A 15,580-nucleotide genomic window follows, 5' to 3' on the forward strand; every position below is an offset into this window, starting at 1 on the left:
TCTACACAATCTATATTTTACCGCAAAGGTTTACGCAAGAGCGCAAAGAGTTTCATGCAGATTTTGCAGATTCGGCAGATTTAATTTAAGTGGAAATTTAATTTTTAGACAAAGTAACCATAAAGTATGTCATTTCGACGCAGGAGAAATCTTCGCGAGAAGCTCGACAAAGATTGGATTGTCGTTTCGGAGTTACTTGTGAAGATTTCTCCTGCGTCGAAATGACAAGATTGCGAGGATAATTAGTGTTAGTAACAAAAAGTTATTTTGGAACCTGAATGCGTGAGGGATAGAAGTGGAAAGCCCACAGCCTGACGAAGGAAGTGCGAGGACTTGCAGCGGATAGCCCGGCCCGGAGGGACACGCCCAAATTATTTTTATGTGTAAATTTTTGTTAATAATTATAGCATAACTTCATGTTTGGCGGCTTTGAAACTTTCTTTAAAACGATGCGATATTTCTATATTTGCCAGCTTATAAATAAAACCCCAAAAGAATGAAATTAAATATTTTTTTAGTGATGAGTGCCTTGTGCGTTACATCTCTTTTACAAGCACAATCGGCAGGAATTACATTTAACTTAGGAATGGGAGAACAAAAAGCTGATGCGATTGTTTTTAAAAAAGACAAACAAAAAATTAGCGGGATTGTTAAGTTTCCTGGTTTTGCTGATAAAAAAGTAAAGATTAAAGTTGGTGAAGAGAATGAAAAATTTGCTAGTAAAGACTTAGATTCAATTCAGATTTTTGATGCAAATAAAAAACTTTGGTACACTTTTGTATGGACAAAAACGAAGGTTTACAAAAAAAAGGGTACAGAATTTAAGATTATTGATGAAAATTGGATCTGTAAAATGATCGAAGGGAAAGCTTCTTTATATATGGGAGGAGAGCAATACGGAATAAAAGAGGTGAAGGTGGAAGATGAAAAGACAAAAGAAAAGGTAAAGGAGGAGAAGATGAAGGTGGTTACTAAAGAAGTTTACCATTATTTGAAGAGAAGTAATGAAGATTATCCTGTATTGGTTTCTATGAGTTCGAATGCTCTTTCGGCAGGATATAATGCTTTTTTTAGGGAATATGGAGTTTATTATTTTAAGGATAGTCCGGAAATCGCTAAAAAGATTGAAGATAAAGAATATAAATATGACGACATTGAGAAAGTTGTGGCTTTATATAATGTGAAACCAAAGAAACAAGAACCAAAAGCTGAACCGAAATCAGAGGTAAAAGCGACAAAAACTAAGGCAACGCCAAAAGCAGGATCAAAAACCACTGCTAAGAAAAAATAAATAAATAAAAAAAGCGATACTGTAAGGTATCGCTTTTTTGCTTTTTAGTGAAATTGATCTTCTTCGATTTCGAATTCGGCATCTTTTTCCCAGATTTCCATTTCGCAGGGTTTGCAATTGAATTTTAGTTTGTATTCGAGCTCGCCTTGTTTTAAAACCAATGGTTCTTTTACTTTTACACCCATGATATCTTTTTGGTGTATTGGGCATTTTTTTAATTCGTATTTGATGCAATATTTTGTGGTCATTACACGAGATTTTCCCGGATCCCATTGTAATTCGAATGCTTTTTCTATTTCGGTTACACCGTGACGCTCGTAGAATTTACGTGCAGTTTTGTTTGAAACGTTGTACATGAAATCCAGTTTGGTTTCAGGATACGGATGTGACGTTTTTACCAATTGGTGTTCTTCGCGTTTGTAATTTGCTAAACGAATCTCGGTTAACTGATCGTAAACGGTTCTTCTCATTTCGTTGATTTTTGAAATAGGAAGGAACCAGTTTTGAGAAAACATGATATTAATTTCATTGGCAGTATAAGGGGTAAAGCCTGTTTTTGCCAATTGCGTTTTGATGTTTTCTTCGATTGATTCGCCGGTTTTAGTCTGTTCTTTTGAATGTTCTAAGTTTACGGTGCTTACATTTCCGTCTTCATCGGTTGCGATTAGTTCGAAACCAGTTTCGGTTTCAGTAAGTAATAAAGTAGTGCTTAGTTTACGAACGGCACTGTCTTCTCTTTCTACTATTTTGATAAAAGCGGCGTCGTTATTTCTGTAAATGAAAGTTCCGTCTTTTACTTCTTTTAAAACGTTTGGATATATTTTACCGTTTTCGGCTTTGTTTACATAGATTCCGTCGGCTTCGTTGTTTTCGTTGATGAAACAAAGTCCATCGCCGTTGTTTAGTAACTCGCCGTTTTCGATTTCGTAAGCGTTTCCAACAGTTCGGATTAGTTTACCAATGTATTGTCCTTTTGATTTTGGGCTTTCCCAGGAACCAATACTGTGATTTCTATCGTTTACAAAATAATCGGTGTAACCACGGTTGAAAGTTCTGTTTAAAGAAGAATCGAAAGTATAGGTACAAGTTCCAGATGAAGCTTTCATGTATTTTTCGCTTCCGGCTCCTTCTAAATAACTGTCCAGTTTTTGACGTAAAAAGGATACGTTATTTTTAACGTAAACAACATCTTTAAGTCTTCCTTCGATTTTAAAAGAAACGATTCCGGCTTCAACAAGATTTGGAATTTGATCTGAAATATCTAAATCTTTGATAGAAAGTAAATGACTATTTTTGATTAAAGTTTCTCCGTTTCCGTCGATTAAGTTATACGGTAAACGGCAGTTTTGTGCGCAAGAACCACGATTGGCGCTGCGTTCTCCGTTGGCCACACTCATATAACAGTTTCCGCTAAAGGAAACGCATAAAGCTCCGGTTACAAAAAATTCTAATACAACATCTGCCTCGTCGTATATTGTTTTAATTTGATGCAGATTTAATTCGCGGGCTAAAACCACACGTTTGATTCCGGCATCTTTAAGGAATTTAATTTTATCAGCATCACGATTGTTGGCTTGTGTGCTGGCGTGAAGTACGATAGGAGGTAAGTCCATTTCCATAATAGCCATATCCTGAATGATCAGGGCATCGACACCTATATCGTATAGTTCCCAGATCATTGAGCGACACGTTTCGAGTTCGTTGTCGTACAAAATGGTATTCATTACTACAAAAACCTGAGCATTAAATAAATGCGCATATTTTACCAATGCAGCAACATCTTCGATAGAATTGTTGGCATTAGAACGTGCTCCAAATTGTGGAGCCCCAATATAAACTGCATCGGCGCCACTGTTGATGGCGGCCATTCCTCCAATTAAATCTTTAGCAGGAGCTAATATTTCAATTTTCTTCTTCATTTTTAGAACTTTAGGCTTTTGTGGTATTCATGGAAAAAAGTTTGCAAAGTTCTTATAAATAATTCGAGTTTGCTAATGCTGAAGTGACTTTTTTTGAAATAGTTAACTAATATGGAATGATGATAAATGAAGTTTTTTATTTAGCAGGTTCGTAAATAAGTTGCACAACTCCTGATTTGAAAATATTGGTTTTAAGTAATTTTAAATCTATTCGGTTTTTTAGGTCTTCAAATAATGGTTTGCCATTTCCTAAAACTGTTGGATGAACAGATATTCTATAGATATCAATAAGGTTCAATTGAATAAAAGTTTTAATGAGGCTTGCTCCGCCATATAACCAGATGTCTTTTCCGGATTGTTTTTTGATTTCGTTTACTGTATTTGCGATATCAGCATTTATGAAGGTAGCATTCTCGTCTTTTATATTTTGGCTGGAAAAAACGCATTTCTCCTTAGCATGTACTTCTTTCCAAAGTGATTTTTCAGCTGGACTTGCATTTTCATCCGGTTGATAATTTCCCCACATATCATAACTTACTCTGCCATAAAAAATAGTATCTATACTAGATAGAAAACCATCAAAATCCATATCGTCGTCCATGATGCACCAGTCAGTTTCGCCGTTAGGACCTTCGATAAAACCGTCTAATGTTACTGCCAGATCTAAAATTACTTTTTTCATTTTTTGATAAATTTTGTTTTAAGTATTGGCGATAAAAATATAGAATTTGAGAGTTTATAAAAACAAAAAACTACTTAGTTTATTAACCAAGTAGTTTTCTTCTCAAAAATATAGTGCCAAATATTATGACAGTTTTTTTGCTTTGATTTTAGTCAGAGTATTTTCGATACTGTTTAATTGTTTTGAAACAATACCAATTTGACTTGAATCAAGATGGTTGTGTTCAAGAGCAATTTTGTATTTTTCGATGGCAGCTTCTTCTCCGGTAATACAAGCATTAATGATCGCTTCTGTATCTCCGCTTGTGAAAGAAGATTTAATATCGATCCAGGCACGGTGTATCGCTCCTAATGGTCCGCCGCCTGAAGTATCAGTTGATTTTCCCAGTTTGTTGATTTCGTCTTGTATTTCTACAATAAATAAGGCACGTTCGCGGGCATACTCTAAAAAGTCGGTTTTGATTGCCGGGCTGTCTACATGTTCTGCGGCATTAGTATATCCTAGTTTTCCATCTTCAAGAATCGAAATTAATCCTTCTAATGTGCTAACTGCTTTTTCTGTGGTTTCATCTGTATGTATCATAATAAATAATTTTTATATTAATGTATAATACAAAGTTGGGATTTTATAAAGCGTTATGTCTTATAGAATTACAACGGGTGTTTATAAAATTGTGGAATGGGAATTTTGAAAGTAAATTTAATTTTTCTCGCAGATTTGGCAGATGGAGCAGATTTAACTTGAATTTTATACTAAAGCTTCTTGCATGAAGGTTTGGGTTAGGGATAGAAGTGGAAATCCTTTTGTTTTTTTTTTAAAGCAAAAGATTGAAAAGGATAGCCCGGCCGAAGGCAACCCCACAAATATTTTAATTCTGAAGTTTTGTTTTGTAACCTGAAGTTTGTTTAAGTCGTCAAAGTTTCATTAATTATTAATTAAACGGATAAATGAAATCAATTTCAATTTTTTATGTTGCAGCATTTTTAATTTTCTCATCAGCATTATTTGCCCAGCATAGAGAAAATAAAATAGATAGTTTGATTACTTCAAAATTTAAAGCTGAAGGTCCCGGAGGAGTTTTTTTGGCTGCAAAAAACGGAAAAATTATTTACAGGAAGGCTTTTGGAATGGCTAATTTAGAAATGAATGTTAAGATGAGACCTGAATCTGTTTTTGAAATTGGATCAATGACGAAACAATTTACAGCAGTTTCTGTTTTAATGCTTGCTGAAAAAGGAAAACTAAATGTGAACGATGAAATTAAGAAATTTATTCCGGATTATCCTAATGGGAATGCAATTACAATACATCATTTGCTAACACACACTTCGGGAATTAGGGATTTTACGAATATGAAGTCTATAAAAGATATTGCCAGACGAGATTTGTCTCCAGAGGAATTGGTGAATTTTTTTAAGAATGAGCCAAGTGATTTTAAACCTGGAGAACAATATAAATATTGTAATTCAGGATATGTACTTTTAGGTTATATTATTGAAATTGTATCAGGACAAACTTATGAGGAGTTTGTAACTGAAAATATTTTTAAGAAAATAGGAATGAAAAATACGTTTTATGCAAGCCATGAAAAGATTATTAAAAACAGGGTTTCAGGTTATCGTGATAAAGAACATTATGTAAATGCAAATTATATTAGTTTTTCGATACCCTATGCTTCCGGTTCGATAATGTCGAATGTAGATGATATGCTAAAATGGCAAAACACGATAAATTCTAATGCTTTATTAAATCCTGTTTTTACTGAAAAAGCTTTTACTAATTATCAGTTAATTAATGGGGCAAATATCGATTATGGATATGGCTGGCATCTTGAAAAAGTAAAAGACAAAATCGTTCGCGAGCATGGAGGAAGTATTTTTGGCTTTAAATCAATGGGAGTTTATGAGCCCACTGAACATATTTATGTAATAGGTCTAAGTAATTGTGATTGTAATTCTCCCACTTCGATTACGAGAGATATTGCTTCGCTTTTAATTGACTAAATGAAAAAAGGGTGTTTTAGAAAAAAAACACCCTTTTGAATTATTATTTATGATATTACACAGCCAAAGCTTCTTTGATTCTGCGTAATGCTTCTTTTAAGATATCGTCGCTTGTTGCGTAAGAGAAACGAATACAGTCTGGATTTCCGAAAGCGTCTCCGGTTACTGTTGCTACATTAGCTTCAGCCAAAAGGTACATCGATACGTCGTTTGCATCTTTAATTTCTGTTCCTCTTAAAGTTTTTCCGAAGAAAGAAGAAACGTCTGGGAATACGTAAAATGCTCCTTCAGGAACGTTGATTTTTACTCCAGGAATTTCTTTAAGTAATCCTACCACTAAATCTCTACGGGTATGGAAAGCCTGAACCATGTGGTTTAAAACGCTTGGATCAGCTTCTACAGCAGTAATTGTAGCACGTTGCGCTACAGAATTTGCTCCTGAAGTTACTTGTCCCTGAATTTTTGTACACGCTTTTGCGATGAATTCCGGTGCTCCAATATAACCAATTCTGTATCCTGTCATAGCAAATGCTTTTGCTACTCCGTTTACAGTAATGGTTCTTTCTAGCATTCCCGGGATTGAACCGATGCTGCAGAAAGTTCCTGAGAAATTGATGTGCTCATAAATTTCATCTGCAACTACGTATATATTTGGGTATTTTTCTAGCACTTTTGCAAGAGCTGTAAGCTCTTCTCTGCTGTAAACAGATCCGGATGGGTTACAAGGAGAACTGAACCACATCATTTTTGTTTTTGGCGTGATGGCAGCTTCTAATTGTTCTGGTGTAATTTTGAAATCAGTATCTACAGATGTTGGCACTTCAACAGGAACTCCGCCTGAAAGTTTTACGATTTCGAAGTAAGAAACCCAGTAAGGTGCAGGTAAAATAACCTCGTCACCATCGTTTAGCATTACTTGTGCAATGTTGTACAAAGATTGTTTTGCTCCCGTAGAAACTACAATTTGTGATGGTTTGTACTCTAAATTATTGTCTCTTTTGAATTTTTTGCAAATTGCTTCTCTCAATTCTAAATAACCTTCTACCGGAGAATAGGTGCTGTAATTTTCGTCTACTGCTTTTTTAACAGCTTCTTTGATGAAGTCAGGAGTGTTAAAATCTGGTTCACCTAAACTTAAACTGATAATGTCTTTTCCTTGTGCTTTTAACTCACGTGCTAAAGCAGCCATTGCTAAGGTTTGTGATGTCGCTAAGTTGTTGATTCTGTCTGAAAGAATATGATTCATTATAAAAATTTTGAATGTCCTTAATTTCAACTTTAATTAAGGAAGGTTAATTATTAATAGATTTTTTTTAGTTCTATGCTAGTTCCGGTTTCATTCCAAGATCTTTAAGATGCTTGTAATGTGCTATAACCGCTCCTCTCATGGTTCTGAATTCATGATAAGGCAAGTTGCATTCGATTGCAGTTTGTTTTACGATTTCGGCAATTTTTCCGTAATGAATATGACTGATATTCGGGAAAATATGGTGCTCAATCTGATGATTTAATCCTCCTGTAAACCAGTTGATTACTTTATTTTTTGGAGCGAAGTTAGCCGTCGTATACAATTGGTGAATCGCCCAGGTGTTTTCCATTTCTCCATCTTCATTAGGAACCGGGTTTGAAGTTTCTTCTACTACGTGTGCCAATTGAAAAACAATACTTAAAATTAATCCGGCTACGTAATGCATTACGAAAAATCCAACAACAACTTTCCACCATGTTACGCCAAGTACCATTGGTAAAACCATCCAGATTAAAACGTAGATTATTTTTGTGATCACCAAAACAGTCCATAATTTGACAGGACTTTGAGGTGTTCCATAAGATAATTTTCTTTTAAGATAGTTTTTCATTTGCTTAAAATCGGTGGTTAAAGCCCAATTGAAAGTCAATAGTCCGTATAAAAAGAAAGAATAATAGTGTTGGAATTTATGAAAACGTTGCCATTCAGCATTTTGTGTAAAACGAATAATTCTTCCGGCGTCAAGATCTTCATCATGTCCGTGAATATTTGTATAAGTATGGTGAAGCACATTGTGTTGTACTTGCCAGTTGTGAACATTTCCTGCCAGAATATAAATACTTCCGCCCATAATCTTGTTGATCCATGATTTAGAAGAGTATGATCCATGGTTTCCGTCGTGCATCACGTTCATTCCAATTCCGGCCATTCCAACTCCCATCAAAATGTTTAATAACAATTGTGCCCAAAATGGCATAGGAAGAGTTAGAATTAAAAAGTAAGGCGTTAGAAAAACTGCAAAAAGAATAATTGCTTTTAAGTGCAGCTTCCAGTTTCCGGTTTTCTGAATGTTGTTCTCCTTGAAGTAATTGTTTACTCGTGAGTTAAGTGTTCTGAAGAACTTCAGATTGTCTTGCTTAGCAAATGTAGGCGCAGTGTTATTCATAATTAATTTAAATAGTTTTCAAAGGTAATTATTATAAATTTTCAATTTGCAAAATTGAGTTAAATATTTCAACTCTAAAGTAGTACTTTTGTTAAAAAATTAGAGCAATGGATGAGATATTGAAATATTTTCCTGATTTGACCGACATTCAAATCGAACAATTTCAAAAATTAGACTTTTTATACCACGATTGGAATGAAAAAATCAATGTTATTTCGCGTAAAGACATTGATGCATTATATACAAAACACGTTTTGCATTCGCTTGGAATTGCAAAAATTATGAAATTCGAACCAGGAACATTTGTTCTTGATGTTGGAACAGGCGGAGGATTTCCCGGAATTCCATTGGCGATTCTTTTTCCTGAAACGCGTTTTTATTTAATTGATGTTATTGCCAAAAAAATAAAAGTAGTTCAGGGTGTTGTTGATGCATTAGAATTAAAGAACGTAAAAGCAGAACAATTGCGTGCTGAATTGGTAAAAGGTGATTTCGATTTTATTGTAAGCCGTGCCGTAACCAATATGCCGGATTTTGTTTCCTGGATTAAAACTAAAATCAAAAAGCAGCAAAAGCATACGTTGAAAAACGGAATTCTATACCTAAAAGGCGGAGATTTGACAGAGGAATTAAAGGATTTCCCTAAAGCAACTTTATACGATTTGTCTACGATTTTTGAAGATGAGTTTTTTGAAACCAAAAAAGTAGTGCATTTGCCTTTGAAGTTTACCGTTTAATATTCTTTAAAAAATAAGAAAACCGACAGCGTGCTTAATAAGCGTTCTGTCGGTTTTTTGTTTGCCATTAGTTAAGATGCCTTTGAGTAATTATCATAACACAATGATAATTTTGTGGTTGAGCGTATTTAATTATCTTTGAAAATACTTATAAATAAAGTAATAATGGATAGAAGGAAGTTCTTTAAAAATGGTTCTTTATTAACGATCGGAGCCGCGGTTATGAATCCGTTTCAGGGTTCTGCAAATATTTTAGATTTAGAAGAGTTAAATAAAAATAAGAAAGCCAAAAATATTATTTTACTCGTTAGTGACGGAATGAGTACCGGAACACTTAATATGACCGATTTGTTCCTGAACAGAAAAACAGGAAAAGGTTCTAACTGGATTCAGTTGTATAAAGAGAACAGAGTTTCCAGAGCTTTGATGGATACTGCTTCTGCGAGTTCTATTGTTACAGATTCTTCGGCTGCGAGTTCTTCATGGGGTGGTGGTTTTAGGGTCAACAACGGAGTCCTTAATGTGAGTCCGCAGGGAGAACCTCATTTACCCATTTGGCAAAAGTTCAAGAAGGCAGGAAAAATGGCGGGTTGCGTTACAACAGTTCCTATTACTCACGCTACTCCGGCGGGTTTTTGCGTAAACAGTAAAAGCAGAAACGCACAGGACGATATCGCTGAACAATATTTAGATCTTGGTTTTGATGTTATGATGGGCGGAGGTTCAAACTATTTTAGTGCTGAATCCAGAAAAGATAAAAAAGATATGTTTGCTGCTTTTAAAGCAAAAGGATATCAGGTGGTGAAAAATCGCGCAGATATGGATTCGGCTTCGAATTCTCAGCCTATTTTGGGTGTGTTTGCAGAAGATGGTGTTCCTTATTATGTAGATAGAAATAGTGATCAAAATTTACAAAAAACCGTTCCAAGTCTTGCCGAGATGGCGCAAAAAGCTATTGACAGAATGAAAAATCATAAAAATGGTTTTGTTTTGCAAATAGAAAGCGGAAAAGTCGATTGGGCGGCTCACGGAAATGATATTGCTGGTTTAATTCATGATCAGATTGAGTTTGATGAGGCTGTGAAAATTGCCATAGATTTTGCTGAAAAAGACAAAGAAACATTGGTAATTATTACAACAGATCACGGAAATGCTAATCCTGGGATTATTTACGGTAAAGACGCCAATGATAATTTTGATAGTATCCAGAAATATACTCAGACAAATGAATGGATTTTGAATCAGATAAAGCCTCAATCTTCTGTTGCACAAGTAAAGGAAATTATCGAAAAAGCAAATGGACATTCGGTTTCAGACGAAGAGGCAAAAACGGTACTAAGCTATTACGACGGATTGCATAAAGAAGACGGACTATATAATTATAAAAAATTACCCTATAAAGCTTTTGCAGAAATGCAGGGAAAAATAAATTCTGTAGGATGGATTAGTATGGATCATTCTGCTGATTATGTAGAGTTGGCCATGTTTGGTCCCGGAAGTGAACTTTTGAAACCTTTCGTAAAAAATACCGATTTGCATTACCTCATGTTGCAGGCTGCGGAAGTCGAAAATAAGTTTTAGTTGATTTAAAATAATAAACCCCACAAATTTCAAAAATAGTTGAAGTTTGTGGGATTAGTTTTTAAAAGAATATCAATTAAGATGCTCTTTTTGGAAAGCACAAAAATTGATTGGATTTAGTATCTAAATTATGAATGAGCTAGTTTATTGCTTTTTCTGTTGCCTCGGTAGAATTTTCAAACTCTGGGTTAAAGAAAAAATCACGGCAAATTACAGGTTCGTGTGATGAATCGTAAACTGCTTCAAAGTTTTGTTCTAAATCATCATTGTTATATTGACATGGATAATCACGTTTTAAAACGGCTAGTGTTCTGTTGAGCCATTTGTCAAAAACTCTTTTTCTTGGTGTAATGTGACGCGCTAATAATACTAGTCCAATAAGTTCGTTCTGAATAGCATATGATCCTTTTCTATACATAACATCGATCATTGTTACATTCATAAGGGCTATCCATAAAGGTCCGTTTACAGTTCCGGAAGCCGAAATATCAAAGTTAGCATCAAAAACTAAAGGTTTTGTATTTTCGATATTACCAATAGAACACCATAAAGCCTCGATTCTCTTTTGCGTATCATTGTTCATTTTGGTGTATCCTGTATATCTCCAATATATCCATTCGAGTAAAGCTGCTGTAAGTCCCACAGAAGCTTTATGATTAATTTGCATTAAAGCATGTTCAAGTTCGTCATTTCCTTCTAAAGGATCTAAAAATTGTTCTATCTTGTTTTTACTCCATTTAAAGTCAATTGGATGCCCAATACTTTTTGCCTGTACAATTACAGGAGGTGTGTTTTGTAAATTTCTCATCGTTTGTTTTTTTATGTTTTTTTCTAAATTGTTGTAAAATTTGATTTGTAAAGCTTGTCCTGAGTTTGTTTATTTCTCTGTAAATTCTTCCGCTTTAAATCTGATGTAAAAGTATGTTGAGATATATTTTTAGAGTGTAACGAAAAGTTTTAAAAATAACAGAATAGGGTTTTTTAAGCTCTATACTATTGATAATCAATATAATAAGAAAAGTATTACAAATTTAAATATTTTAAGAATGTAAGAGGGACGATAAATTGCTTTTGGCTTTTATGATTTAATTATAAGTCATTGTATTTTAGTAGTTTGTTGTTTTTTTGGATTTGGTCAAAAAAAAGAGAGTGTAATAATGACTAATCATGATATTGTATCAAATTAAAGAATCGATATGCACTCATCCACTATTATTTTTCGTTCCTGTACTTTTATTTGGTCAATCTGTATTAGAGGAATACCTTTACTACAGCACTAACAAATTTTACCTTTGAAAACAAAGACTATACTATCGACATATTGGAAAATTCAACTCATAGGTTGGATTACTGCTTCTTTATATTGGGGATTATCGGCTTTCCTGACAGGTAATTTTATATGGAAAATGGGCGTAATAGATTTAATACTTGATGTGTCAATTGGTATTACGCTAACTCATATTTATCGAAATTTCGCCTTAAAAAACGGATGGAATAAACTGAATCTGAAAATGCTGTTGCCAAGAATTATATTCAGTATTCTAGTGCTTTCCTTATTGTATATGGCGTTGATTGTTGGTAAGCTTTATTTGGTACGTCTTTTAATTTTTAAAAATGAAACTGTTTCTTTTTTAACGTTTTTTCAATCAGTACAATTACAGGTTTTTATCACCGGTACACGATTAATGTCTATTTGGGTATTGGCGTACCATCTTTATCACTATTCAAGACTCGAATTAGAAACAGTAAAAGAAAATGCCCGGTTATCCATTATAATAAAAGAAGCACAACTTAATAATCTGAGTGCACAGCTCAATCCTCATTTCTTTTTTAATTCATTAAACAATATAAAATTCCTGGTCATAGAAAATCCGGATGCCGCCAGAAGAGCTATTGATCTATTGTCTGAACTTTTAAGAAATTCTCTAAATAGCAACATTGGGAAATTGATATCACTAGATGGCGAAATTAATCTGGTGCGGGATTATCTGGAATTAGAAAAAATACGATTTGAGGAACGTTTGCAGATTAAGATTGAAACCAGTTTAGACTTATCCAGACATTTAATTCTACCTTTTAGTATTCAAGCATTAGTTGAAAATGCCATAAAACATGGCATCGAAAAAAGAAAAAGCGGAGGTTTTATTACTGTAAAAGTTGAAATGGAAAACGATTTTATAAAGATTACTGTTCAAAACTCAGGAAAACTAAGTAATGAAATTACAAATTCAGGTATTGGGTTAAATAATCTAAAGGAAAGATTGTTGTTGCAATATAACGGAAATGCTTCTTTTGAGATTATTCAGATGGAAGATGAAACGGTTTTGTGCACTATTTTAATACCATCAAAATGAAAAAGATAAAAGTAATTATAATAGATGATGAACGTTTAGCTAGAGAAGAAGTAAAAATAGCTTTAAAAAACTATGAAGACTTTGTGCTTATTGGTGAAGCTGAAAATGCCGATGATGCTAAGATATTGATCGAAAAAGAAATGCCTGATTTAATTTTTCTTGATATCCAGATGCCTGAAAAATCCGGTTTCGATTTGTTAGAATCTTTAGATCACGTTCCGGCAGTTTTATTTATTACCGCTTATGATCAATATGCAATACAGGCGTTTGAAGTAAATGCTTTAGATTATTTAATGAAACCTATAAGAGAAGAACGTTTTGCAAAAGCAATTCAAAAAATAAGAGATACGATCCAGCTAAAATCTTCCTTAAATGATGCTGTCGCAAAAGATCGAAAGATTTTTATAAAAGATGGAGAAAAGCGGTTCTTTATTCAATTAGATGAAATTTATTTAATTGAATCTTTAGAGAATTATACCCGATTATTTTTTCAGGACAAAAAAGCACTTCAAAGACGTTCTCTTCGTCAATGGGAAGAAATTTTAGACGAAACTATTTTCTTTAGAATAAACAGAACCGAGATTATAAATATAAAATACATCCAGGCAATCAATACAACAGATAGCGGCAGGTTAGAAGTAAAACTAAAAACCGGAGAACTATTAGAAGTGTCAAACCGCCAATCCGTGAGGTTCAAAAATAGGAACGGGATTTAAATCATCTTTCAAAATTATTTTAATGCGTACAGCTAATGCTATTAGTTGAGGGCTTCTGTATGCTTTTTTTAGATTTAATGAATCAGTTTATTATAAACAACCAAGCTTAAAATAAAGCTTCCTAATAAAACTATTTCCATGAAAACAATTTTAAATTTTGTATTTCTTATTCTCATGATATCAAATACATTTTCTCAGCAAACTAATAAAACCAAATCCGAAGATCTAAAAAGTGCTTATGATATTCAGGACAGTGTAATGATCAAAACGAGTGATGGCGCTTTGATATCGGCAATTGTAGTGCATAAAAAAGGAATTTGGGTTCCTAAACCCGTTATACTTCAACATACGATTTATGCAGAAGAAGGAAAAGGGATCAAATCTTTGAAAGAGGCAGCAGATAAAGATTATGTGGGTGTTATTACCTATTCGCGAGGTAAACGATTTAGTCCTGATGAAATATTTCCTTATGAAAATGAAGCCAATGATACTTATGATGTTATCGATTGGATTAGCAAACAAGAATGGTGTAACGGAATTATCGGAATGTTTGGTGGCAGTTATAATGGAATGACGCAATGGGCAGCGTGCAAAAAAATGCATCCTGCGCTTAAAACGATAGTTCCTTATGTTGCTAATCGAGCCGGAATGGGTTTGCCAATGGAAAACAATGTGTTTATAAATCCCAATTACGAATGGTCTTTTTATGTGGGCAGTAACAAATATCTCGATACAGTGGCAGGAAATGACAGGCAGCGATTTAGAAATATGCAGTTTAAATGGTGGGAAACCGGACTTGCCTACAAAAAAATGGACAGCATTGACGGAACTCCAAACAGACTATTTCAGCGATGGATACAACACCCTTCGTTTGATGAATATTGGCAGAAAATGTCGCCATACAAAAAGGACTTTGCCCAAATAAATATTCCGATTTTAGTTATCGACGGTTATTATAACGATTCCCAAAATTCGAGTTTGTATTATTTAAGAGAACTTCAAAAATACAATCCTAAAGCCAATTCTTATTTAGTCATTGGTCCGTACAGTCATTTTGGGGCACAAAAAGGCGGTTCTCCTGTAATAAATGGTTATAAGGTTGATGCAGATGCTTTAATTAATACCAAAAAAATAACGTATGAATGGTTCGATTACATTTTAAAAAACGGACCAAAACCAGAAATTTTAAAAGACAGGATTAACTATCAGGTAATGGGAGCCAATGAATGGAGAAGCGCTGCGTCTCTAGATAAAATGAATAATGGTTTCCTGAAGCTGTATTTAACGAATAATAAATCCGGAAAATTTTATGCTTTGAATGCTAAAAGGCCAACTAAAAGTAGTTATTTATCGCAGGAAGTAGATTTTGCCGACAGACAAACTCAAAACAATGAATATTACCCGGATCCTATTATCAAAAAAGAAATTGATACAACAAACGGATATATTTTTATAAGTGATCCTTTTAGAGAGTCGATATTGGTAAACGGATCATTTTTAGGAGAAATAAAGGCAAGCATCAATAAAAAAGATATGGATATTGGTGTTACTTTATATGAATTAACACCAAATGGAGAATATTTTCATTTGTCTTATTTTTTGGGCCGTGCGAGTTATGCCAAAGATAGTACAACAAGAAATTTATTAAAACCCAATAAAATAGAATCGATTCCTTTTTCGAATACACATTTGGTCAGTAAACAATTAAGTAAAGGAAGTCGTTTAGTGGTGGTATTAAACGTAAATAAAAACCCTTTTTCAGAACTCAATTACGGAACAGGAAAAACAGTTATCGATGAAACCATTAAAGATGCCAAAGAACCCTTAAAAGTAAAATGGTATAATGATAGTTTTGTAAAAATCCCGATTTGGAAGTAAAACAA

The 15,580-nt window shown here is 33.8% G+C and carries 13 protein-coding genes; 7 read left to right on the top strand and 6 right to left on the bottom strand.

Annotation, left to right across the window (positions count from 1 at the left end; all coding sequences use genetic code 11):
* Positions 1-496: 496 nt before the first annotated feature.
* Positions 497-1,291 (top strand): hypothetical protein, encoded by a 795-nt coding sequence (locus LNP81_RS09585; protein ID WP_230035346.1) that lies wholly within the window; start codon positions 497-499, stop codon positions 1,289-1,291.
* Positions 1,292-1,335: 44 nt separating this feature from the next.
* On the opposite strand, the gene LNP81_RS09590 is transcribed toward LNP81_RS09585, so the two are convergent.
* From LNP81_RS09590 to LNP81_RS09600, 3 genes are all read right to left on the bottom strand, one after another.
* Positions 1,336-3,210, bottom strand: coding sequence for a peptidase U32 family protein (locus tag LNP81_RS09590; protein ID WP_230035347.1), 1,875 nt, complete (start codon positions 3,208-3,210; stop codon positions 1,336-1,338).
* A gap of 136 nt (positions 3,211-3,346) precedes the next feature.
* A complete protein-coding gene (locus LNP81_RS09595) occupies positions 3,347-3,892 on the bottom strand; it encodes a dihydrofolate reductase family protein (RefSeq protein WP_230035348.1) in 546 nt (181 codons plus the stop codon).
* A 123-nt stretch (positions 3,893-4,015) separates the two neighbouring features.
* Entirely contained in the window at positions 4,016-4,474 is a 459-nt protein-coding gene (locus LNP81_RS09600) for a ferritin-like domain-containing protein (protein WP_230035350.1), read from the bottom strand.
* A gap of 365 nt (positions 4,475-4,839) precedes the next feature.
* On the opposite strand from LNP81_RS09600, the gene LNP81_RS09605 reads away from it, so the two are divergent.
* Positions 4,840-5,895, top strand: coding sequence for a serine hydrolase domain-containing protein (locus LNP81_RS09605; protein ID WP_230035351.1), 1,056 nt, complete (start codon positions 4,840-4,842; stop codon positions 5,893-5,895).
* Between the two features lie 55 nt (positions 5,896-5,950).
* On the opposite strand, the gene LNP81_RS09610 is transcribed toward LNP81_RS09605, so the two are convergent.
* Both LNP81_RS09610 and LNP81_RS09615 read right to left on the bottom strand, forming a co-directional pair.
* Positions 5,951-7,141 (bottom strand): pyridoxal phosphate-dependent aminotransferase, encoded by a 1,191-nt coding sequence (locus LNP81_RS09610; protein ID WP_230035352.1) that lies wholly within the window; start codon positions 7,139-7,141, stop codon positions 5,951-5,953.
* Positions 7,142-7,214: 73 nt separating this feature from the next.
* Positions 7,215-8,309 carry a fatty acid desaturase family protein gene (locus LNP81_RS09615; protein ID WP_230035353.1) on the bottom strand — a complete coding sequence of 365 codons (1,095 nt, stop codon included), beginning with the start codon at positions 8,307-8,309 and terminating at the stop codon, positions 7,215-7,217.
* Between the two features lie 107 nt (positions 8,310-8,416).
* Between LNP81_RS09615 and rsmG the strand changes: the two genes are divergently transcribed.
* Complete coding sequence (rsmG, locus tag LNP81_RS09620; RefSeq protein ID WP_230035354.1) at positions 8,417-9,046, top strand: 16S rRNA (guanine(527)-N(7))-methyltransferase RsmG; 630 nt, start codon at positions 8,417-8,419, stop codon at positions 9,044-9,046.
* 165 nt (positions 9,047-9,211) lie between these two features.
* A complete protein-coding gene (locus LNP81_RS09625; RefSeq protein WP_230035355.1) occupies positions 9,212-10,627 on the top strand; it encodes an alkaline phosphatase in 1,416 nt (471 codons plus the stop codon).
* Positions 10,628-10,766: 139 nt separating this feature from the next.
* Here LNP81_RS09625 and LNP81_RS09630 read toward each other — a convergent pair whose 3' ends face one another.
* Positions 10,767-11,435 carry a hypothetical protein gene (locus LNP81_RS09630; protein ID WP_230035356.1) on the bottom strand — a complete coding sequence of 223 codons (669 nt, stop codon included), beginning with the start codon at positions 11,433-11,435 and terminating at the stop codon, positions 10,767-10,769.
* Between the two features lie 484 nt (positions 11,436-11,919).
* Between LNP81_RS09630 and LNP81_RS09635 the strand changes: the two genes are divergently transcribed.
* The 3 genes from LNP81_RS09635 (at position 11,920) to LNP81_RS09645 (ending at position 15,575) form a co-directional block, all read left to right on the top strand.
* Complete coding sequence (locus tag LNP81_RS09635) at positions 11,920-12,981, top strand: sensor histidine kinase (protein ID WP_230035357.1); 1,062 nt, start codon at positions 11,920-11,922, stop codon at positions 12,979-12,981.
* Positions 12,978-13,697, top strand: a complete 720-nt coding sequence (locus tag LNP81_RS09640) for a LytR/AlgR family response regulator transcription factor (RefSeq protein WP_230035359.1) — start codon at positions 12,978-12,980, stop codon at positions 13,695-13,697. The genes LNP81_RS09635 and LNP81_RS09640 overlap by 4 nt, the downstream gene beginning before the upstream one ends.
* 138 nt (positions 13,698-13,835) lie before the next feature.
* Positions 13,836-15,575, top strand: a complete 1,740-nt coding sequence (locus LNP81_RS09645) for a CocE/NonD family hydrolase (RefSeq protein WP_230035361.1) — start codon at positions 13,836-13,838, stop codon at positions 15,573-15,575.
* Positions 15,576-15,580 lie beyond the last annotated feature (5 nt).

The organism is Flavobacterium piscisymbiosum (assembly GCF_020905295.1).
Taxonomy (GTDB): Bacteria; Bacteroidota; Bacteroidia; order Flavobacteriales; family Flavobacteriaceae; genus Flavobacterium; species Flavobacterium piscisymbiosum.

Bases quoted from the DNA above. Each gene is read 5' to 3' on its own strand.
- rsmG (WP_230035354.1), top strand. From the start codon at position 8,417: ATGGATGAGATATTGAAATATTTTCCTGATTTGACCGACATTCAAATC.
- LNP81_RS09625 (WP_230035355.1), top strand. From the start codon at position 9,212: ATGGATAGAAGGAAGTTCTTTAAAAATGGTTCTTTATTAACGATCGGA.
- LNP81_RS09640 (WP_230035359.1), top strand. From the start codon at position 12,978: ATGAAAAAGATAAAAGTAATTATAATAGATGATGAACGTTTAGCTAGA.
- LNP81_RS09615 (WP_230035353.1), bottom strand. From the start codon at position 8,309: ATGAATAACACTGCGCCTACATTTGCTAAGCAAGACAATCTGAAGTTC.
- LNP81_RS09595 (WP_230035348.1), bottom strand. From the start codon at position 3,892: ATGAAAAAAGTAATTTTAGATCTGGCAGTAACATTAGACGGTTTTATC.
- LNP81_RS09610 (WP_230035352.1), bottom strand. From the start codon at position 7,141: ATGAATCATATTCTTTCAGACAGAATCAACAACTTAGCGACATCACAA.
- LNP81_RS09605 (WP_230035351.1), top strand. From the start codon at position 4,840: ATGAAATCAATTTCAATTTTTTATGTTGCAGCATTTTTAATTTTCTCA.
- LNP81_RS09645 (WP_230035361.1), top strand. From the start codon at position 13,836: ATGAAAACAATTTTAAATTTTGTATTTCTTATTCTCATGATATCAAAT.
- LNP81_RS09590 (WP_230035347.1), bottom strand. From the start codon at position 3,210: ATGAAGAAGAAAATTGAAATATTAGCTCCTGCTAAAGATTTAATTGGA.
- LNP81_RS09630 (WP_230035356.1), bottom strand. From the start codon at position 11,435: ATGAGAAATTTACAAAACACACCTCCTGTAATTGTACAGGCAAAAAGT.
- LNP81_RS09600 (WP_230035350.1), bottom strand. From the start codon at position 4,474: ATGATACATACAGATGAAACCACAGAAAAAGCAGTTAGCACATTAGAA.
- LNP81_RS09585 (WP_230035346.1), top strand. From the start codon at position 497: ATGAAATTAAATATTTTTTTAGTGATGAGTGCCTTGTGCGTTACATCT.